Here is a 22404-nt window from a genome sequence, read left to right as displayed (position 1 = left end):
CATCGAATACTGGTACAAAGGCTACAACGCCTTTAACCAACTCGCAAAAATGATTTTATAAACCCACGCCCTCCACACGGAGGGTTTTTTATTGGAGAGAAATATGAGACTAATATCACGATTATCTGTTGTCAAAAAATTAAGCACAAGCAGAACCACATTAGATCGATGGGTTAACGTAAAACATCCGTCCTATCGAGAAGATTTCCCAAAGCCGATTAGAAATGGACGTTATGTTTTCTTCATTGAAGAAGAGATTGATCAGTACATTGAAAATCTGCGTAAAAATCAACCATCTTAAGGAGCAAATAATGGCTAGAATTATAAAACCGTTGGTTATTCAACAAATCAAGAATGCCAAAACAGGCATTTTAAGGGATGGTGACGGTTTATTTTTGAAAGTTACCGACCATTCCAAAGTCTGGCGTTTTGCCTACATCAAACCATTTGCAAAAAAACGAACCGATATAAAACTCGGTACATACCCAGAAATGTCGCTACTCGAAGCAAGACAAAAACGCTCAGAATATAAAATGTTGCTTGCTCAGAATATCGATCCATTTGAGCATCAACAACAGCAAACGCTCTTGTTACAAGAGGAGAAAGAAAACTCATTCAAAAATGTGGCCATCAAATGGCGACAAAATTTAAAGTCAAAAGTCGTAATGGAAAAAACAATGAATGAAGATTGGCGACGGCTTGAAAACCACATCTTCCCGTTGTTAGGTGATATACCGATTTCGCAGATTAACTCCCGTATTTTAATCAAAACGCTCCAGCCACTTTATCAAAAAGGATTTTCTAACGCTTTAGAAAAAACACTGCGAATTGTGGTAGAAATTATGGATTATGCCGAGAATACTGGACTTATAGACATTCACAACTGCCAAAAAGCCAGAAAGTCCTTTCATTTTACGGCAGCAAAAAATAACCCCACCATTTTGCCAAACCAAGTGCCAAAACTAATCGAAGACATTTTCCACGCTAAAATACTCACAAAAACCAAGTTGCTTATTTTCTGGAGCTTACTCACAGCAGTTCGCCCAGCAGAAGTCGTTAGCGTAGAATGGCATGAAATTGATTGGGAAAACTGTCTCTGGCATATCCCGAAAGAGAAAATGAAAGGCAGGCGAAATGAAAAGAAACCGCATACAGTACCACTCTGTAAGCAAGCGATTTGGGTATTAGAAGAAATGAAAAAATGGAATGGCACATATCCATTCGTTTTTGCTCACAGCTTACGCCCAGATAAAGAGCCAATGAGCAGCGAAACGGTTAATAATGCCTTGAAACGGAATGGCTATTACGGCATTTTGACATCGCACGGAATAAGATCGATAATCCGAACCTATTTAGCTGATATAGGCATTGAGCGAAACACGGCAGAAAAGGTCCTTGCTCATAAAATTGATGATCAACTTGAAGCGACTTATAACCGCCACGATTACCTCAAACAACGCATTCCTGTTATGCAGCAATGGGGCGATTATTTAGAACAATGCGGGCTCACTCACGACAAAATTATCACCTACTAAAGCACATACTATTTTCACTTGCTTTAATGCGTTTTAATGAGTTCTATTGAGTTCTTGAAATAAGCAAAGTTATTGTTTTATATAGACTTTTGAGCTTTTGTGATGAGTTAAGAGCTTAAGTAATGGAGGCGTGTACCGGAGTCGAACCGATCTACATGGATTTGCAATCCAGTGCATAACCGCTTTGCTAACACGCCATAAGATCTGAAAATGGAGCGGGAAACGAGGCTCGAACTCGCGACCCCGACCTTGGCAAGGTCGTGCTCTACCAACTGAGCTATTCCCGCATTTGAGGTGTTGTGCTTAATAACGAGGTGCATTTTACGGATTATGAACTTCTTGTCAACGATAAAAATAAAATATTTCACTAACCGCATAAAAAAAGACCTTTCTGTGCATTTTTTATGACTTTTGAAGTGATTTCGGCTTCAAGTCACCGCCTTTTAAAAAATTATTAAATTATATTTAATAAAATGATTGCTCTCTAAATTAACTTCCTGTAAGCTTAAAAAACATAAGTATAGCTTATACTTATTAGATAAATACATTTGTAAGTAAATATCGATAAAGAGAGGTGCAACACTCAGGCAGATTAATTCTAGGCAACTAGGGCCGTTTGACGATTAATTGATGGGAGTGCTTGCCGAGGTGTGAATTCACTAGACTGGAATGAACATCGGCTAGGTCAGGTTGAATCCTACTAGCTGTCATTTAAATCTCGCTTAAAGCGATTTTAAATGGAGTGCTCTGAGGAATGGCTCGCCCACAAATCTACTCAATTTCCTTTCGAATCACTAAAATCACAACATCATCCCTTAATAATAGGAAATTTTTATTATGTCTAAACTTTCTGTAGCTAAATTTGGTGGTACAAGTGTCGCTAATTTCGAAGCGATGTCATTATGTGCAAATATTGTAACTCAAGATCCAAACACGTGCGTTGTGGTATTATCTGCCTCTGCAGGTGTAACCAACTATTTAGTTGAGCTCGCAAACGGTTGCGAGAAGGAACGTCGCGATGAAATCATCGCAACTGTTCGCACAATTCAATATAACATTATCGAAAAATTACAACATCAATCAGAAATTTCAGCTCAAATTGATAAATTATTAGCTCGCATTGAAGCTCTTGCCGAATCAGCAAGCCTTGCTACTTCAACTGCACTTGCGGATGAACTCATCTCTCACGGCGAGATGATGTCTACTAAAATCTTCACTCAATTATGTGCAGAACGTAACTATCCTGCTGTTTGGGTCGATGTGCGTGAAATCGTGGCGACGAACAGCCACTATGGTAAAGCAGCACCAAACGATGAAAAAACCAAATTACAATCTGATGCGATTTTAAAACCGCTTATTGCAGAAGGTAAAGTAGCAATTACACAAGGCTTTATCGGTCGTGATGCCGAAGGTAAAACTACTACATTAGGTCGTGGTGGCTCAGACTACTCTGCTGCACTTTTAGCAGAGGTGTTAAACGCAGATGATGTGTTAATCTGGACTGACGTACCAGGCATCTACACTACAGATCCACGCGTTGAACCAAATGCAAAACGTATCGATACAATGGCATTTAACGAAGCGGCTGAAATGGCAACCTTTGGTGCGAAAGTACTTCATCCTGCAACCTTATTACCTGCTGTGCGTAGTAATATCCCAGTATTCGTTGGTTCAAGCAGAGCACCAGAACAAGGCGGTACTTGGGTAACGCGCGATCCACAACCTCGTCCAACTTTCCGTGCAATTGCTTTACGTCGTAATCAAACCTTACTCACACTTTCAAGCCTTTCAATGCTTCACGCTAAAGGTTTCTTAGCAAATGTGTTCGCAATTTTAGCAAAACACAACATTTCTGTAGATGTGATTACCACATCAGAAGTAAGCATCGCATTAACACTAGATAAAACAGGTTCAACTTCAACAGGAGCAGAAATGCTTTCTCAAGATTTATTAGATGAATTAAGAGAACTCTGCCACGTTCATGTAGAAAACGATCTCGCTTTAGTCGCCATTATTGGTAATAATCTACACACCCAAGCTGGTGTGGCAAAACAGTTATTCCACCAATTAGAAGGCTTTAACATCCGATTAATCAGCTATGGTGCAAGCACAAATAACGTTTGCACCCTTGTGAAAAATGATGAAGCAGATAATGTTGTACGTGCATTACACGCTGGAGTGTTCTAATCTTTTTTAGAGAGTTAAGAAAATGAGATAGACTAGATATTAGTCTATCTCATTTATTTTTATCTCGCTTCTTTTCCTTTTTCTAAAGTTTCAGGCTGCCTATCTAGTATATAATCCAATACCATGCCCGCTCGTGCAAAAAACTCTCTTATTCGCACTTTAAAATGTCCTTCTGGATATTTTGCGACAAAACAAACCGCATCAATATTTCTTGTTTTCGCTATAAACATCGCTCGTTCACAATGAAAACGCTGACTAACCACTACAAATGGCGGTAATTGAAATACTTTATCAGCTCGAATAACCGAATCTAAGGTACGATAACCTGCAAAATCTTGCTGAATTTGCACCGCTTGCACACCCTGTCTTCGGAGATCATTCGCCATTACCCGTGGTTCATTATAGTAAGGCGTTTTGTTATCGCCACTAACCCAAAGTTGTTGTACTTTTCCTTGTTTAATCAAGTCTCGTGCAGTTTCAATCCGATATTTATAATAGAGATTGGGGGCACCTGTAGTGTAATATTTCGCCGTGCCAAGCACCACTGCTGTCCGATAATTAGGTAGTTTATTGATGTCAGTATAAATACGATCTCGCACCCAATAGCTTGTTGTAATATCAATTACGATCAGCAAAAAACTCAGAGCAATAAGCATCCAAAATCCATATTTTAAGGTAGCCCAAAATGCTTTTTGAACAAGATCTAAACGGGCTCTAATAGTGTTATTTTGGAATAGGTTAAACATAATCAATCACAATTTATAATGGCTTAAACCGATTTTATTGAACTCACTTTAAAATAACAAGTTATAGATTAGCTTTCTAGACGTTTAGATGGCTAAAATTTCTTGACAAACTACCCTGCTATCGCTACCTTACGCATATTTCATCTCGCAAGCGGTAAAATTCTGCTTTATTTTGCAAATCAAGGTTATATGGCACAAAGTATCACATTATTTGAGGATAAACCTCTCTCACTGACACTCGGGGGCGAGCTTTCGCCTGTTCAGGTGGCATACCAAACCTATGGCACATTAAACGCAGAAAAAAACAATGCAATACTACTCTGCCACGCACTCACAGGCGATGCAGAGCCTGCACTTTCTGGTATGGATAAAGGCTGGTGGCAAGATTTTATCGGTCCAAATCTTGCATTTGATACCAACAAATACTTTTTTATTTGCTCAAATGTTCTCGGCGGCTGTAAAGGCACAACGGGACCCTCTTCATTTAATCCCAGCACTGGGAAACCTTACGGCAGCCAATTTCCTCTCATTTTGGTGCAAGATATTGTAAAAGTTCAAAAAGCCTTGATTGATGCATTAGGCATTTCCCACTTGCATGCAGTTATCGGCGGCTCTTTCGGTGGTATGCAAGCCACCCAATGGGCGATTGATTACCCTGATTTTATGGATAATGTTATCAATCTTTGCTCCTCGCTTTCAATGAGTGCCGAAGCAATTGGTTTTAACCACGTGATGCGTCAAGCAATCATTAACGATCCGCATTATAATAACGGTGATTATTACGATGGTATAGCCCCCGACAATGGCTTAAAAATTGCTCGAATGTTAGGAATGCTAACCTATCGAACCGATATACAGCTCGCTAAAGCATTTGGACGTGAAACCAAGCAAAATGGGCAATTCTGGGGCGATCATTTTCAAGTAGAATCCTACTTAAGTTATCAAGGTGTGAAATTCTTAGATCGTTTTGATGCCAACAGTTATCTACGCTTATTACGTGCATTAGATCTTTATGATCCTGCATTTAACTATCCAAATTTAAATACCGCTTTGGCTAAAATTAAAGCAAATTATACCCTAATTGCGATTACTAGCGATCAGCTATTCAAATTACGCGATGTACAAAAAAGTCGTCAGCAATTGCAAGATGCGGGCGTAAATTTAACCTATCATGAGCTCAACTCTAATTTTGGGCACGACTCGTTTTTAGTCGATTATGCTTTTTTTGAGCCATTGATTACGCAAGCACTGAATGGGTAAACAACACGTCAATTATGTAAAGAAATCGTTTTCCTATCACTAAAATCGGAAATTTTCGCTATAATAGAGCGTTAATTTTTATTTTTAGAGACAAATATTATGGCAACAATTAAAGATGTAGCGAAATATGCAGGGGTTTCAACAACTACCGTTTCACACGTCATCAACAAAACTCGTTTTGTGGCAGAAGATACCACCAAAGCAGTATGGGATGCAGTGCAAGCCCTCAACTATTCCCCAAGTGCCGTGGCGCGTAGTTTAAAAGTGAACACGACTAAATCTATTGGGATGATTATTACCACAAGCGAAGCCCCATTCTTCGCAGAAATTGTGCTTGCAGTGGAAGAACATTGTTACCGTCAAGGCTACTCGCTTTTTTTGTGCAACACGCAAAATAACCCAGAAAAAATCCAAAACCATTTGGATATGTTGATCAAAAAACGCGTAGATGGCATTTTGGTTATGTGTTCCGAATATACCGAAAAATCACTTGCACTATTTAATGGCACAAACGTACCAATGGTAGTCATGGATTGGGGCACGCACGATGGAAAAAGCGACCGAATCTTAGATAACAGCTTCGAAGGCGGTTATTTGGCGACTCAGCATTTAATTGAAAACGGCCATAAAAAAATTGGTGTGATTGCAGGAAATCTAGAAAAAACGACCGCTAGAACCCGATTTGAAGGTTTTTTAAAAGCGATGAATGATGCGGGTTTACCTATTGAAGACAAATGGGTTGTTGAAGGCGATTTTGAACCAGAAGATGGCTACGAATGTATGAATAATCTGTTCCGCTTGGAAGAATTGCCCACTGCGATTTTCTGTTTTAATGATGTGATGGCGTTGGGGGCAATCTCAGCGATTACCGAACGAGGGCTTTCTGTACCGAATGATATTTCCATTATCGGCTACGATAACATTCACAACTCGCGCTTTTACGCTCCGCCATTAACGACCGTGCACCAGTCGAAATCCAGATTAGGTACAAAGGCATTGGATCTGTTATTAGAGCGAATTAAGAAAGAAGAAACCGCTTCTTTACCACAAACGCTTGAGTTTCACCCTGAATTAGTGAAACGTCATTCCGTCAAAAATTTAAACAAATAAGGGAAGGTAATGGAATTTTTAATTAGCTTTTTTAGTAGTTACGGTTATTGGGCAGTTTTTCTCGTATTAATCGCCTGTGGATTTGGCGTACCAATTCCTGAAGATATTACCCTTGTTTCAGGCGGCGTTATTTCGGGTTTAGGTTACACCAACGTGCATTGGATGCTAGTTGTCAGTATGCTTGGCGTATTGATCGGCGATAGCACAATGTATTGGCTTGGTCGTATTTACGGTGAAAAAATCCTCCATTTCCCGCTTATTCGTAACATTGTCACCGAAGATCGCTACAAAATGGTGCAAGAACGCTTTGAAAAACAAGGTAACCGCCTATTATTCTTAGCACGCTTCTTACCAGGTTTACGTGCTGTAGTTTATTTGGTTTCAGGTATTACTCGCCGCGTGAGCTTTACCCGCTTTGTGTTGGTCGATTTCTGTGCAGCAATTATTTCTGTGCCTGTTTGGGTATATTTGGGTGATTACGGTGCTCAACAATTAGACTGGTTAAAAGAGCAAGTAGAACACGGCCAACATGCTATTTTTGCGGTGCTTGGTTTAGTCGCTATTTATTTTGCCTTTAAATGGTTTAAAGGGCGGAAGAAAAAAGCTTAAGAAAAATAATCCCCCTCTTTAGAAAAGAGGGGTTAGGGGAGATTTGACATGCGCAATTCGCGAAGAAATTAATTGAAAACTTCTCCTAAAGGTTATTTTTATTATAAACGGGCTAATTTAGTACAAGGTAAATTAGATTCTGCCACAAACGCTTACGTTTGAACGTTGCTTTAGCAACGGCACGAAGTGTGAGCGTAGCGAATCAATCTCCCCCTCCCCTCTTTGCTAAAGAGGGGAAATTTCAATAGCAAATTTTATACATTTTAATGAAACCACTTTTCCCATTTCTTTCACTTTATCGCAACCATTTCGGACGCTTGTTGCTCGGCACAATCCTCGCCATTACAAGCCTTTCAGCCAGCATTGGATTGCTCAGCCTTTCGGGCTGGTTTTTAGCTGCCTCATTTTTAGTTGGCTCAACGATTTTATTTAACTTCTTCTACCCCTCTTCAGGGGTACGTGGTTTAGCGATTGGGCGAACCCTCTCGCGCTATTTCGAGCGATTGGTCACACACGATGCAACGTTCCGCGTGCTGGCGGAGCTGCGTATTTCCGTCTTTAAAAAGCTGATTCCGCTCAGCCCAAGCGGTCTAAATCGCTTTAGAAATAGCGAATTGCTAAACCGTTTAGTCGCGGATATAGATACGCTCGACACCCTTTATCTCAACCTACTCTCGCCATTTATTAGTGCAATAATGGTAATTGCTTTTATGGCGATTGGCTTGTCATTTGTCTCTGAGTTATTAACAATTATCATCTGCGGCACATTGCTTGCCCTGCTTTTCATTTTCCCTGCCATTTTCTACCGCTTGGGGCAGAAATCAGGCAAAAAAATTATTCAGGCAAGGGCCGAATATCGCAGTCAATTTATCGAGTGGGTTCAGCTCAATGCGGAATTTTTACTCTTTGGTTTAGTCCCGCAAATGACCGAAAAGCTCGAAAAAACTGAACAAACTTGGCTAACTTCACAAAGCAAAGAGAGCCAATTAACGGGCTTTTCGAATGCACTGCTGACCTTTATGAATGGCATCTTAGTGTGTGTAGTGTTTTTATTGGTTACTACTGCAATTGACGCTTCAAGTGCAGATAACCCTGAAGCCCTTGTAGCACTGGTTATTTTCTGCGTGATGGCATCAGCTGAAATCTTAATGCCCATTGGCATTGCATTCTTGCATTTAGGTCAGCTCATTACGGCAGCCGAACGCTTAAATGATCTGATTGAACAACGCCCACTTGTAGAGTTTAATGGCTCAACCAGATGGCAAAAGATTGCTGAAAATCAACCGCTTGTACGTTTTGAAAAAGTCACTTTCAACTACCCTTCAAACCATCAAGCTACATTAAATGGCCTTTCATTTGAAGTAAACAAAGGGCAGAAAGTGGCTATTTTAGGCAAAACTGGCAGCGGAAAATCAACCATTTTCCAGTTGCTTAATCGTCATTACGATCCAACAAGCGGTCAAATTTTGCTGGCAAATTGCAATGTGGCTGATTACCCTGAAGCAACATTAAGATCACATTTAGTGACACTTAGCCAACGTGTACACATTTTCAGCCAGACATTACGTGATAACCTCTTGATGGGAAATCCTCACGCTACCGATGAGCAACTTAAATTGGTTTTAGAACAGGTGGAACTTGCTTATCTCTTACAAGAACAAGACCTAGATTTATGGCTTGGAGAAGGTGGAAGACCGCTTTCTGGGGGCGAACAACGCAGACTGGGATTAGCTCGCATACTCTTGAGCAATGCAGAATTAGTCTTACTTGATGAACCGACCGAAGGATTAGATCGCGAAACCGAGCAACAGATCTTAATGCTTATTTTTGCACACTGCCAAGCACGCACGTTGCTGATGATTACCCATCGTTTGCAAGGATTAGAACACTTTGACCGTGTTTATCGAATAGATAATGGGCAATTATTGGCTTAATTTTATTTAATAGATCAGAATTTTTATGACAAAAAACTACCAAGATATTGCAGTTGCATTTGCTGCGACCTGTCAAGCAGCGACATTAGTACAACAATTTGCACACAACGGTTTCGTAAAAGACCGCGAAGATATGGCAATACTGATGAAAAGCTTGCTTGTGACTCAACCTGATTCTACGCTTTCTATCTATGGCGATAATTTGACACGCCTTAAAACAGGTATAGAAACCGCACTGGCTCAACTTGGCGGCGGCAATGGCAAACTCGATACAGAAATCGGACGATATTGGGTAAGCCTGTTATCACTTAGCCAAAAACTAAATAAATCACCTGAATCTAAAACTCAACTTGTACAACGTTTGCAACAAATTGAGCGACAACTTTTGCTTTACGAAGGCGATATTATGGCAGACCAAATGGTAGCTAATCTTGCCGCCATTTATAGCGACGTGATTAGCCCACTTGGCACAAAAATCCACGTATTAGGTATGCAAGATTACCTCGTTCGTCCAGATATTCAGCAAAAAATCCGAGCCACTCTACTTGCGGGCATCCGTGCAGGTATTCTCTGGCAACAAGTTGGGGGAACCCGCTGGCAATTTTTGTTTTCACGTAAGAAATTGTTAAATCAAATGAAATCGCTTTATCAAATACTTTAACTCTATTAACAAATCCCCGTTTTGAATCATCAAATTAGTTAAGGGGGAATTTAACTTAGTTATCTAGGACAGCCCCTTATTTTTTCACAAACTTCACCGTAATAAACCCAAGCCAACACAATGCCAATATCCCGAGTCCACCACCTATTAGCCCGATGTATTCCAAACCTAACTGATGAATAACGATACTGCCGAATAGTGCACCTGCCCCAATGCCAACATTATAAATTCCTGAGTAAATGGCAGAGGCAACATCCGTCGCATCGGGGGCAAGTTGGAGTACACGCATTTGTAGTGCGATACTCAAACTGGTAATGCCAATTCCCCATAAGAATACGAGCAAGAAAATAGCAATTTCAATATGCTTAAGCGGGAAAAGAAGAAGTTGCGGGAGCATCACTAACATCATCGCACAAGCGATAAAATTTCGTGGATTGTTTGCATATAAACGCCCAAATAAAAAACTGCCCACCACTCCAGCTAAACCAAAAATAAACAACATCATTGTTGCAATTTCAGGAGCGAACTGGCTGACTTTAATAGCAAAAGGTTCGATATAGCTGTAAGTGGTAAAGTGTCCTGAGATAATTATCATCACAAGCAGATAAATCCCAACTAAAAGCGGGCGTTTCATCAACACAGGAATGCTTGCCAATGAGCCTGCGTTTTTACTTGGCAAATGAGGGAGCAATTTCCACATTAACAGCATAACCAACGTTGCAATAACACCAATTACAGCGAAAGTGGAACGCCAATCCAATGACTGCCCAATCAGTCGCCCTAGCGGTAAACCTAAAATCATCGCCAGTGAGCTACCTAATGCCAACAGCCCCAATGCCTGTTGTTTTTTATCTTTAGGTGCAACTCGAATCACGAGTGAGGCGGTAATCGACCAGAAAATGGCGTGTGCCAAAGCAATACCGATCCGAGAGATGAGCAATACCCAGAAATTCCACGCTACCACGGAAAGAATATGGCTGACAATAAAGAGAGCGAAAATCGAAAGCAGTAATTTCTTGCGTTCTACCTTTGCGGTAAGCAACATCAATGGCAACGAGCCGAGAAACACCACCCACGCATATACAGTAATCATCAGCCCAACGGTTGCGGTCTCCATCTCAAAACTTAGGGCAATATCTGAAAGCAGAGCTACAGGCACAAACTCTGTCGTGTTAAAAATAAATGCGGAAAGCGAAAATGCAAAAACCCGCATTAACGCGAGTTTTCGGTAAGATTGTTTGGTCATCATCATTAAATCCTAAAAATAAAGCGGTCAAATTCCTCATTCAATTTGCAATGCAAAGAGTAAGAAAAATTTAACCGCTTGTAAACCAGAATTAAGATTAGAATTCTACTTTGGTATTAAAGATAAATTCACGCTCATAACCATAAGCCAGTGGAATGATGTTGTTGTTTAAACCTTGAGTAGAAACATAGTAGCGTTTATTACCTAAGTTTTTACCGTTTAGCTGTAAATGCACATTTTTGCCTGCAAGCTGAGTTTGGTAAGAGATAAACGCATCGCTTACAATAGCGTGAGGTACTTTATAAGTTTCACGGTAATCAACTTGGTTGCCCGTTGCATTACGTGTGTTATATACGTTCCAAGAACCTAAATAACGTGCTCCCACACCAATTCGCCATTGACCGTTCGCAAAATTACCTAAATCATAATTTGCAAATATGCTTGCTTGGTGTGTTGGCACACCCTCAAGTGATTTGCCTGCTAAATAAGGTAAATTGCGGTTTTCTTTCGTTTCGGTATCTGTATAAGCATAAGTTGCCGTTACACCTAAACGATCAGTTAATTTACCGCTAATATCCCATTCCACACCACGTGACTGCACTTTACCAATTAAATAGGTATAGTTTGTTCCATTACGGCTTTCTGTCGCAGACATATTTTTCTTCTCAATATTAAAGAGAGCTAAGTTAGTGCTAAAATAACCGTTCTCAAATTTAGTACCCACTTCGTAAGATTCGCCCTCTTCTGGTTTTAAACCTTCTGTAACTGCCGCACGGCTTAATTGCGGACGGAATGATTGGGCATAGTTACCATACACAGACCAATCTGGCGTAAATTTATACACTAAACCGCCCTGATAAAGCATTTTTCCGCCATGATCATCGGTGTATAAACGCTCTGGTGTTGTACGACCTCCACGGCCAGCTTCTTGGTCGTAATACTCATAACGTAAACCGCCAGATAAAATCAATTTATCTGTTAAATAAGCAGAGTCTTGAAGATAAACACCGATGGTTTTTAATTTCGCAAATTGGTGACCATTTGCAGCTGCTAACGGCATATTATCCGTGCTTACTTGTCCATAAACAGGATTGATAATAGAAATTGCACTATTACTCGCTGCTTGATAGCGACCAATATCTAAATTGGTATAGCCCATATCCATACCCGTTACAATACGATGTGCAATATCGCCCGTTACCACTTCACCTACAGCATTAAAGCTTGCACTATGGTTGCGTTGTGTTGAGCCTTGAATTCCCTCAATTTGGCGCGTTGCACGGTTGTTAGCCAAGTTAATCGCCGTTACACGTGCTTGCCAATAATTGTAACTATCTTTGGTGTAAGCGTAGCTTGTATTTAATTTCCAAGCATCATTTAATTTGTGGCTAGCTTGTAACGTCACAATATCAATTTTGCCTACCACGCTATTAAATGGTTCATCTAAACGACGCTCTACTGGAATATTGACAATCTGCCCACGCCCATTTGCTGGGGTATTGTTGGCAATAATGTAAGTACCGCGATCAAATGGGTCGGTATAATCTTGATGTTCGTAGCCTGCTACGATTTCTGTTTTATCATTTGACCAAGAAAACGATGGTGCATATAAACCACGTTTGATTTTGCCAAAATTACGCCAATAATCCTTGTCATTTTGCTCATAAATAAAGCGATATGCAAAGCCATTACCTAAACCGCCCGTTGAGTCAAAATTCACACCCCAAGCATTATTTGACCCCACAGAACCACCTAATACGTGTTTCGCTTCTTGCTGTGGTTTTTTAGTTACGATATTGATGACACCGCCTGGATCTTGAATACCGTATAACACAGAAGCAGGACCTTTTAGCACTTCAACACGCTCTGTTGTAGCTGAAAAGTTATGCGAAGGACCTGCTACTACACCATTACGTAAAATTGAGTTATCACGGTTTGCCCCAAAACCACGTTTTAACACCGCATCCATTAAGCCACCTAAAGTATTTGCTTGAGTTGTGCCACTGACAGTCGCTAACGCTTCATCAATACTTGTTGGTTTACGATCTTCTAAAAGCTGGTTGTTTACCACATTCACGGTTTGTGGTGAGTCAATTAAAGGCGTTGCCCCTTTATTCGCAATGTTACTCACACGAGATTGGTAACTGCCGTTGTTGATGTCTTGAGCATCAGAAGCAGATTCAGAAACAGTCACTTGTGAAAGTGATGTATTTTCCGCCATTGCCGCTACGGGCAACATAAATAACGAAGTGTAAACTAAAGAATGTTTAAATTTCATTCAGAGATTCCTGTAATAAAGACTAAAGGGAAATAAAAAACGCGGATATTATACACATAACCTAAATAAAAATCGCTCTCAAATGAAAAATATTTTTATTTAATGAAATAAACACAAAAAAGAGGCTTACGCCCCTTTTAATTTACTTGGTAGGATAGATTGAAATAGCTCACGGCTTTTTAGCGGTTGCGAGCCAAGATAAGGTTTCAATGCAATACGGGTAAAGCGTTTTGCAGCTTGTTGGGTAGATTTATCAGAGAAATCAAGTACCTCAAAGGCAAGCAAATCTTTGCCTAAAAAGCTCAAATTATTCTGTAAAAGCGAAGCGATAAAGCCCTCATTTTCACAGAATTGATACCACATATTTGGGTCAACTTCTTCGCCTGTTGCCATACAATGGCAGAAATCAACACCATAACCTAATGCCCGTAACATTTGAAATTCAAAGGTTCGTAAAATGGGCTCAAGTTGTTCTGCATTGCTGGCTAATCGCGTAACGCACTGCAAATAATGGTTAAAAAGCTCTTGGTAAGCGGTCTGATTTTCCAACACTCTTACCAACATTTCATTTACATAAAATCCGCTATATAGTGCCATTGGCTCCATTGGTAAAGTCAGTGATGCGGCTTCTGCTTGGGTTAAGGTTTTTAAATCGCCCTTACCCGTCCAACGCAGCAACAACGGCGTGAAAGGTTGCAACAAGGCTTTTAGTGGAGAGCGAGGGCGTCTCGCCCCTTTTGCTAATAGCGTCATCCGCCCGTTGTGTTCCGTGAAGAAATCAACTAACAGACTACTTTCGCTATATTCTCGCCGATGTAAGACAAACGCCCGTTGTAAGGGCTGAGCCTCAAAGTTTTTACTCATTTAATCACTAATGATAAAAATGGTGGGCTAAAAGCCCACCCTACAAGACTATTCGTCAATATACCCCAAACTACGCAATGCACGTTCGTCATCCGCCCAGCCTGCTTTCACTTTCACCCACAACTCTAAGTGAACTTGTGCATCAAACAAACGCTCCATATCTTTACGGGCTTCAATCCCGATAGTTTTGATTTTCTCGCCTTTCGCCCCAATGACCATTTTTTTCTGACCTTCACGTTCAACTAAAATCAAGCCATTAATAATAAAAATCCCTTTCTCATTCACTTTAAACTGCTCAATTTCTACCGTCACCGAATAAGGTAACTCTTCGCCCGTGAAACGCATCAATTTTTCGCGGATAATTTCTGATGCCATAAAGCGCTGGCTACGGTCGGTTACATACTCCTCAGGGAAGTGATGCACGCCTTCACGTAAAGATTGACGCACAATCTTCTCAAGCAGATGGACATTTTTACCACGTTGGGCTGAAATCGGCAGGATTTCGGCAAAATCGAATTTTTGTGAAAGCTCGGTAATATGCGGCAACAATTCATCTTTTTCTTTAATGTTATCCACTTTATTGATTGCCAACACTACAGAAGCTTTTGCCGCACGCAATTTGTTTAAGACCATCTCATCATCTTCTGTCCATTTTGTACCTTCGACCACAAAGATAATCAGATCCACATCACCAATTGCCGAGCTTGCCGCACGATTCATCAAACGGTTGATGGCACGTTTTTCTTCAATATGCAACCCTGGTGTGTCCACATAAATGGCTTGATATGCTCCTTCGGTTTGAATCCCGACAATACGGTGGCGAGTAGTTTGGGCTTTACGTGAAGTAATGGAAATTTTCTGCCCAAGAATTTTGTTGAGTAAAGTCGATTTACCCACATTCGGGCGACCAACAATAGCAATAAAGCCACAATATGTTTTTTGATTTTCTATCATTTTTTGTTCCTTTTTGTAGGGTCTGTGAAACTGGTTTCACGCACGCTTTTGCAAAAGCTTTTCACATTTCAACCGCTTGCGTGCGTGTATTTTTAATCCACACCCCCTACTTGATTAATACGTTTAATACTTTCTCCGCTGCATTCTGTTCTGCTTTGCGACGGCTTGTACCAATGCCTGTAAACACCTCATCCACATTTTTCACTTTACAGGTCACTTTAAAGGTTTGGTTATGGGCTTCGCCTTTAATATCAATCACGTCATATTCAGGCAGTGGTAATTTGCGACCTTGTAAGAATTCTTGTAGGCGAGTTTTGGGATCTTTCTGTGCATCGCCTGGGCTGATCTCAGCTAAAAATGTGACATACCAGTCATTCACTTTCTGCATTGCCTGATCCATTCCTTTATCTAAATAGATTGCGGCAATAATTGCTTCCACACAGTCGGCTAAGATAGACTCGCGACGATAACCACCGCTTTTGAGTTCGCCTGCACCAAGTTTCATATAATCCCCTAGATCAAATTGACGGGCAATAATGGCTAAGGTTTGCTCTCGCACAAGTGTTGCACGCATACGGCTTAATTCGCCTTCATTCGCTTTTGGGAATTTATCAAATAAAGCTTTGCCGATGGTAAAGTTAAGAATAGAGTCCCCCAGGAATTCAAGGCGTTCATTGTTTTTTGATGCCGCACTGCGGTGCGTTAAGGCTTGAGTGAGGTAATCAAGGGTTTCGAATTGATAACCCAATTTTTTCTGTAATCGTTCTAGTTGCATAATTTTTTGGGGTTTTCCCCATTAAAATAGAATGAAAGCGGTTAGATTTACAAAACATTTTGCAAATTCAACCGCTTGAAATTATTGAATGGAAGTAAACATTCGGTCGAAACGTAAGCCTTTCGGGAATTCATTTGGTTTTTTATCTAAACTTAGCCAGATAAATGTTGCTTTACCTACAATATTTTGTTCAGGCACAAAACCCCAGAAGCGGCTGTCTTCGCTGTTATCACGGTTATCGCCCATCACAAAATAATGCCCATCTGGTACAACCCATTCGCCGTCAACTTGCCCCTCTTGCTTGAAGAAATAAGGTGCATAGTTAAATGGTGATGGATTATTCAAAATCTGATGCGTTACGCTGCCAACTTCCGTTTTCTCTACCTGCATTTGGCCGTGATAGAAGAAATCAGCATTTGGTTTCGCATTTTCATATTTAAACACATTTACAGTACCATCTTTACTGGTTACGGTAAGCGATTGGGTTGCCATATCATATTTTACCATATCGCCACCGATACCAATCACGCGTTTAATGTAATCAACGTGCGGTTGTTTAGGTGCTTTGAACACAATAATATCGCCACGCTCTGGGTGTCCGTTCTCAATAAGCGTTTTCTGCCAAATCGGATCTTTAATGCCGTAATTAAATTTATTCACAACAAGGAAATCGCCGACACGCAAAGTTGGCTCCATTGAGCCACTTGGAATTTGGAAAGGTTCAAACACAAATGAACGTAAAATAGTCACTAATGCCAACACGCCAAAAAGTGAACCGAAGAAATCAGTAAAGCCATTTTTCTTGCTTGGGTTAAATTTATTGTAGAACCCAAAGCCACCACAAACAACTACTAAGCCGACCAACAAAATAGAAATAGTATTCGGCAACTGCATTGAATCTAACCATTTCCAAATGCCGTATAAAATCCCAATAAAAATAATAGGGGCAATCTGTGCCATAACTTCTCCTTTTAGTTTAACAAGCGGTTAAATTTACAAATTCATCTGCAAATTCGACCGCTTGATTAATGCAAAATTCCCTTTTTGGGGATTAATCTTTACCCACGTGAAGAATCGCTAAGAACGCCTCTTGTGGTACTTCTACGTTACCGAGAGATTTCATTCGTTTTTTACCCTCTTTTTGTTTTTGTAGAAGTTTTTTCTTACGGCTTACGTCACCACCGTAACATTTTGCTAATACGTTTTTACGCAACTGTTTTACGGTTGAACGTGCAATAATGTGGTTGCCGATAGCTGCTTGAATCGCAATATCGAATTGTTGACGTGGAATAAGATCTTTCATTTTTTCTACCAACTCACGACCACGATATTGTGCATTATCTTTGTGAACGATTAACGCTAACGCATCCACACGATCACCATTAATCATAATATCCACACGCACCATATCCGCTGCTTGGAAGCGTTTAAAACCATAATCCAATGAAGCATAACCACGTGAAGTTGATTTCAAACGGTCGAAGAAATCTAACACCACTTCGCCCATTGGGATTTCATAGGTTAAAGCGATCTGGTTGCCGTGGTAAACCATATTGGTTTGCACGCCACGTTTTTCCACGCAAAGGGTAATCACGTTGCCCAAGTACTCTTGCGGCACAAGCATATTACACTCTGCAATTGGCTCGCGAATTTCGCTGATATTACTAATCGGCGGTAATTTTGACGGGCTATCCACATAAACTGTTTCGCCATTGGTTTGCACCACTTCATAAACTACCGTTGGTGCAGTGGTAATGAGATCTAAATCATATTCACGCTCTAAACGCTCTTGAATGATCTCCATATGCAACAAGCCCAAGAAACCACAACGGAAGCCAAAGCCTAATGCGGTTGAGTTTTCTGGCTCATAGAATAAAGATGCATCATTTAAGCTCAATTTGCCTAACGCATCGCGGAAGGCTTCGTAGTCGTCTGAGCTAATTGGGAATAAACCTGCGTAAACCTGCGGTTTCACCTTTTTAAAACCAGGGAGAACTTCCGTCGCTGAATTATGGTGATGCGTTAAAGTATCGCCCACAGGTGCACCTAAAATGTCTTTAATCGCACACACTACCCAACCTACTTCGCCCGTATTAAGTTCAGTCGTATCCACTTGTTTTGGCGTGAAAATACCAAGGCGATCTACGTTGTAAGATTGCCCCGTGCTCATTACTTTGATTTTATCGCCTTTTTTGAGCGTACCATTTTTCACACGCACCAGCGACACAACGCCTAAGTAGTTATCGAACCAAGAGTCGATAATCAAGGCTTGTAAAGGCGCTTCAGGATCGCCTTCTGGCGCAGGGATTTTATGCACGATCTCTTCTAATACATCCTCAATCCCTACACCTGTTTTCGCAGAACAACGCACCGCTTCCATCGCATCAATCCCCACGATGTCTTCGATCTCTTCCGCTACACGTTCAGGATCTGCCGCAGGTAAGTCAATTTTGTTTAGAATTGGCACAACTTCCAAATCCATTTCAATCGCTGTGTAGCAGTTTGCAAGGGTTTGTGCTTCCACACCTTGACCCGCATCCACTACCAATAATGCCCCTTCACAAGCGGCTAATGAGCGTGAAACCTCATAAGAAAAGTCAACGTGTCCTGGGGTGTCGATAAAGTTCAGCTGATAAGTCTCACCATCTTTCGCTTTATAATTTAAGGTTACACTTTGTGCTTTAATGGTAATGCCACGTTCACGCTCAAGATCCATTGAGTCTAGCACCTGTGCTTCCATCTCACGATCAGACAAACCGCCACAGGTTTGAATCAAGCGGTCAGAAAGCGTGGATTTTCCGTGGTCAATGTGGGCAATAATCGAAAAGTTACGAATGTTCTTCATATTCATCGGGCAATAAATGTCCTGTTTTTAAAAATTTAGGGAAAAATAACCATGCAATTCTACTTGAATTTGACGGTTATTTCAAAGGAAATGCTCTATTGTGCTATTTGCAATTCACCTGCCAAGCTAATCGGCTAAACTCAAATGCAAGCTCGCTTAATGCCTGTTGGTAAGCGGTTAAATTTTGCAATTTATTTGCAAAAGCAGACCGCTTGTCAGAAAACTGCATCTGTGCATAACCACATTGCAAATCTCGCCCACGAGAAACTTCTAACTGCACATCATTAAAACGCTCCGTTGGCGGATAAAGCACTTCGCTACGCAACTCATTTTGTGCTACTTCAACTTTGGCTTGTGTATCTACCTGCTGAGCAAACGCATTTTGACGTAACGATGCACGATCAGCTAAACTCATCCCTTTGCTGTTTTTATCTACAAAAATCAAAATACCTTTCTGCCAATTTTCGGGATTTTTCGCCCCCTCTGCAGGCAAATAAAGCAGTTGTTGCATCTCATCAATCTGATTTTGGGTGACTTTCTCAAAGCGCTGTTTCTGAAAAGTTACCGACTCAGGCAAATCAAAACCGCCCGTTTTAAACTGGCAAGCGGTCAAAAATAAGGAAAAAAGTGCAAAGCTACCCCAACGAAAAATATTCATTACTGCTCCTCACGTTTAAAAACTAGCTCCGTTGCCGTTGAGCTCTCTTCATCAAACCAATAACCGCCATAGTTAAAGGTCTTAAGTTGTTCAATTTCAGTTGGTTGCTCAATTAAGATAAAACGCACCATCATTCCACGAGCTTTTTTGGCATAGAATGAAATCTGCTTGAACTTGCCATTTTTCTCATCCAAGAAAACTGGTTTTACAATAGTTGCATTCAGATTTTTTAGCTTCACCGCATTATAATACTCATCTGATGCAAGATTGACCAACACGCTATCGCCTTGCTCATCAAGTGCCTGTTGCAAATGCTCAGTAATAATATTATCCCAAAAAGCATAAAGATCTTTGCCTTTGGGATTCGCCAATTTCGTACCCATTTCCAGGCGATAAGGCTGCATCAAATCAAGCGGTTTTAGCAAGCCATATAAGCCTGAAAGCATACGCAAATGTTTTTGTGCATATTCCACTTGTCCACGACTCAACGTTTCCGCTTCAAGCCCAGTGTAAACATCGCCCTTAAATGCAAAAAGTGCTGCTTTAGCGTTTGTTTCGTTATGTTCAAGCTGCCATTCGGCAAAACGTGCTACATTTAAGCTCGCCAATTTATCGCTAATCGACATTAACGATCCTAATTCCGCTGGGCTAAATTGCTGACAAATTCCGATCAATTCTTGGCTGTAAGCGGTTAAATTTGGTTGAGAAAATGCAAATTTAGGTGCGAGCGTTTCAAAGTCGAGAGTTTTCGCAGGGGAGATAATGGCAAGCATAGAAGTTCCTTTTAAAATAAAACAGCCGTGAGAGTACGGCTGTTACATCAAATAGTTCAAGTATTTTAAAAGGTTATGGCTTTATTTCAACCATTTTTCTTTTACTTCTTCAGAAATCAAGGTTTCTTTTTCTGCAAAGCCTTTCCCCATTTGTAATGAGCCTAAGTTATTCAGATGATCTTGATCAACATAAAGCGGTTTCCCCTCCATAAAATATCCTTCTGGCAAATATTTAGTCGGATCAACAAAAGTAACATTTGGAATATCTTGCACTAACTTTCTTAGATACTCATTCGTGGTTTTAGTATCGCCTAATTCCCCGATAGGCGCTAAATATTTATCTAATCCATATTTGGCTAAATAAACCGAGCGTAATGGCGAACGATCTGCCACTTTAACATCTGCAAACACATAAACTTTTTTGGTTTTCGCAAAATACTCAATCATTGCTTTTAATCTTTGGTCAAAATCGTCTACCTTAAATTCCCACGCAGTAATTCTTGGTAACGGATCAGTGCCTCGTTTCAAATTGTAGAACATAGAAATAAATACCACAGGATTATTTTCTAACTCTTGGTATTTCGCACAATAGGCTTTTTGTTCTTCATTTAATGTTTCAAGCGGTTCTTGACCATTCAAGCCATAGCATTTCAAGACATCGCCCCAGCCTTCAACATTCCAGCCTTCTTTATTACCCACATAATTTAAGAATTGAGTTAAATGCCCTGCGTGAGAATCTCCCAATACAGCGATTTTCTTTTGGTGAAACTCAACAGGCTCAAGATTAACATGGCTAATCACATCATATTCGTGCGTGCGTTTCACTACCACTTTCTTCATCACTAAGTTATAGCCAATAACCGCAACAGATGGAATTAAATAGAGAAAAATAACCGCTTGTTTGAAACTTAATGTGGATTTTCGAATCGGTTGCTCTAACAAATAATAACTTGAAATCGCACAGATAAAGGTCGCTAAAATAATAAACGCAACCGTATTCATTGAAAATTCTCTTGCGCCTGTCACATAATGTGTTAATGCAATAAATAGCCAGTGGAATAAATAGAGAGAATAAGAAAGCTTACCTACCCAAACGACGGGTTTTAATGAGAAAAATCGTCCAACTAATGTGGTTGAAGTGGCGGAATAAATCAATATTGCCGCCAACACACAAGGTAGCAAAATTGTCATCCCAACTAAGTAAGGCGTATTTTTCTGATAGAAAAAGAGACAGAAAATAAGCCCAATAATACTTAACAGACTAAGAATTTGATTTCTTACTGAATGAGTAGAAGCAGGAAGCAACGCTAAAAACGATCCCACTAATAATTCTGGGAAACGTAAATTAGAGGTGTAATAAAGATTATAAATCCCAACCTTTTCATAAGCTGATTGAGGCAAGAAATTGGTAAGCAAAAAGAATACCAACAGCGCCAAAACAACTTTCATAAAAATAGCAGTCTGTTTTGCACGTTTAAAAGCAAAAAATAAAATAATAGGGAAAAATAAATAATATTGTTCTTCCACTGCAAGCGACCATAAATGCAAAATCGGATTTTCATTCGCACTCATATCCCAATATCCTTGGCGGTATGCAAGATAGAAATTGGTTGCAAAAATAGGTGCCAGTTCTATTGTTTTGCGGAGTAATTCACCTTCCGCTCGAATAAAAAAGAGCGAAGAAAAAATAGAAGCTAATGCAATGGTAAGAATAAAGACAGGATAAATCCGTTTGATACGGCGTTGATAGAAAGTTTTAAACGAAAAATGACCGCTTGCCATTTCTGTTGTAATAATTCTAGTGATTAAATATCCTGAAATAACAAAGAAAATATCTACGCCAAGAAAACCACCTGTGAGCCAATTTTCATTCAGGTGATAAATAAAGACAGAAAGTACGGCTAATGCACGTAAGCCATCTACTTCAGGACGGTAAGTTAGCTGTTTGTTTGTTTGTTTGTTTGTTTGT

At 40.2% G+C, this 22404-nt stretch carries 18 protein-coding genes, 2 tRNA genes and 1 riboswitch; of the genes, 7 read left to right on the top strand and 13 right to left on the bottom strand.

Annotated features, from left to right (window positions below):
- Positions 1-311 precede the first annotated feature (311 nt).
- Positions 312-1535, top strand: a complete 1224-nt coding sequence (locus QMF79_RS03525; protein ID WP_281772793.1) for an integrase arm-type DNA-binding domain-containing protein — start codon at positions 312-314, stop codon at positions 1533-1535.
- A 123-nt stretch (positions 1536-1658) separates the two neighbouring features.
- Here the strand turns inward: QMF79_RS03525 and QMF79_RS03520 are convergent.
- Positions 1659-1732: transfer RNA gene (locus QMF79_RS03520), tRNA-Cys, on the bottom strand.
- 14 nt (positions 1733-1746) lie between these two features.
- A tRNA-Gly gene (locus QMF79_RS03515) sits at positions 1747-1822 on the bottom strand.
- 274 nt (positions 1823-2096) lie between these two features.
- A riboswitch (Lysine riboswitch) is annotated at positions 2097-2291 on the top strand.
- Positions 2292-2372: 81 nt separating this feature from the next.
- Between QMF79_RS03515 and lysC the strand changes: the two genes are divergently transcribed.
- Positions 2373-3722, top strand: a complete 1350-nt coding sequence (lysC, locus tag QMF79_RS03510) for a lysine-sensitive aspartokinase 3 (protein ID WP_281772792.1) — start codon at positions 2373-2375, stop codon at positions 3720-3722.
- Between the two features lie 59 nt (positions 3723-3781).
- On the opposite strand, the gene QMF79_RS03505 is transcribed toward lysC, so the two are convergent.
- Positions 3782-4378, bottom strand: coding sequence for a SanA/YdcF family protein (locus tag QMF79_RS03505; protein ID WP_281772791.1), 597 nt, complete (start codon positions 4376-4378; stop codon positions 3782-3784).
- Positions 4379-4657: 279 nt separating this feature from the next.
- Here QMF79_RS03505 and metX point away from each other — a divergent pair, with 279 nt between their 5' ends.
- The 5 genes from metX (at position 4658) to hflD (ending at position 10042) form a co-directional block, all read left to right on the top strand.
- On the top strand, positions 4658-5728 hold the full coding sequence (gene metX, locus QMF79_RS03500; protein ID WP_281772790.1) for a homoserine O-acetyltransferase MetX: 1071 nt from the start codon (positions 4658-4660) through the stop codon (positions 5726-5728).
- Between the two features lie 99 nt (positions 5729-5827).
- On the top strand, positions 5828-6838 hold the full coding sequence (gene purR / locus QMF79_RS03495) for an HTH-type transcriptional repressor PurR (protein WP_281772789.1): 1011 nt from the start codon (positions 5828-5830) through the stop codon (positions 6836-6838).
- Positions 6839-6847: 9 nt separating this feature from the next.
- A complete protein-coding gene (locus QMF79_RS03490; RefSeq protein ID WP_281772788.1) occupies positions 6848-7447 on the top strand; it encodes a DedA family protein in 600 nt (199 codons plus the stop codon).
- Positions 7448-7713: 266 nt separating this feature from the next.
- The gene (gene cydC, locus QMF79_RS03485; protein WP_281772787.1) at positions 7714-9381 is read left to right on the top strand and encodes a heme ABC transporter ATP-binding protein/permease CydC; all 1668 of its coding nucleotides are present in this window, start codon (positions 7714-7716) and stop codon (positions 9379-9381) included.
- A gap of 25 nt (positions 9382-9406) precedes the next feature.
- Positions 9407-10042, top strand: a complete 636-nt coding sequence (gene hflD, locus QMF79_RS03480; protein ID WP_281772786.1) for a high frequency lysogenization protein HflD — start codon at positions 9407-9409, stop codon at positions 10040-10042.
- A 76-nt stretch (positions 10043-10118) separates the two neighbouring features.
- Here hflD and QMF79_RS03475 read toward each other — a convergent pair whose 3' ends face one another.
- The 10 genes from QMF79_RS03475 to QMF79_RS03430 form a co-directional block, all read right to left on the bottom strand.
- Positions 10119-11291, bottom strand: coding sequence for a sugar transporter (locus QMF79_RS03475; protein WP_281772794.1), 1173 nt, complete (start codon positions 11289-11291; stop codon positions 10119-10121).
- 94 nt (positions 11292-11385) lie between these two features.
- A complete protein-coding gene (locus QMF79_RS03470) occupies positions 11386-13566 on the bottom strand; it encodes a TonB-dependent siderophore receptor (RefSeq protein ID WP_281772785.1) in 2181 nt (726 codons plus the stop codon).
- A gap of 126 nt (positions 13567-13692) precedes the next feature.
- Positions 13693-14430 carry a DNA repair protein RecO gene (recO, locus tag QMF79_RS03465; protein WP_039863115.1) on the bottom strand — a complete coding sequence of 246 codons (738 nt, stop codon included), beginning with the start codon at positions 14428-14430 and terminating at the stop codon, positions 13693-13695.
- Between the two features lie 48 nt (positions 14431-14478).
- On the bottom strand, positions 14479-15384 hold the full coding sequence (gene era, locus QMF79_RS03460) for a GTPase Era (protein ID WP_281772784.1): 906 nt from the start codon (positions 15382-15384) through the stop codon (positions 14479-14481).
- Positions 15385-15490: 106 nt separating this feature from the next.
- Positions 15491-16159, bottom strand: coding sequence for a ribonuclease III (gene rnc, locus QMF79_RS03455; protein WP_005706065.1), 669 nt, complete (start codon positions 16157-16159; stop codon positions 15491-15493).
- Positions 16160-16240: 81 nt separating this feature from the next.
- Entirely contained in the window at positions 16241-17119 is an 879-nt protein-coding gene (lepB, locus tag QMF79_RS03450; protein WP_281772783.1) for a signal peptidase I, read from the bottom strand.
- A gap of 91 nt (positions 17120-17210) precedes the next feature.
- Positions 17211-19004 (bottom strand): translation elongation factor 4, encoded by a 1794-nt coding sequence (gene lepA / locus QMF79_RS03445; RefSeq protein WP_040215983.1) that lies wholly within the window; start codon positions 19002-19004, stop codon positions 17211-17213.
- Positions 19005-19107: 103 nt separating this feature from the next.
- Positions 19108-19662, bottom strand: coding sequence for an ABC transporter ATPase (locus tag QMF79_RS03440; protein ID WP_281772782.1), 555 nt, complete (start codon positions 19660-19662; stop codon positions 19108-19110).
- Entirely contained in the window at positions 19662-20435 is a 774-nt protein-coding gene (yaaA, locus tag QMF79_RS03435; protein ID WP_281772781.1) for a peroxide stress protein YaaA, read from the bottom strand. Before yaaA ends, QMF79_RS03440 begins: the two co-directional genes overlap by 1 nt.
- 81 nt (positions 20436-20516) lie before the next feature.
- The coding region (locus QMF79_RS03430; RefSeq protein ID WP_281772780.1) for an acyltransferase family protein at positions 20517-22404 on the bottom strand (1888 nt) is incomplete at its 5' end.

Source organism: Pseudohaemophilus parahaemolyticus (assembly GCF_938021905.1).
GTDB classification, from domain to species: domain Bacteria; phylum Pseudomonadota; class Gammaproteobacteria; order Enterobacterales; family Pasteurellaceae; genus Haemophilus_A; species Haemophilus_A parahaemolyticus_B.
Note: the sequence above shows the minus strand (reverse complement) of the source record. Positions and strands in the feature narration are given on the sequence as shown.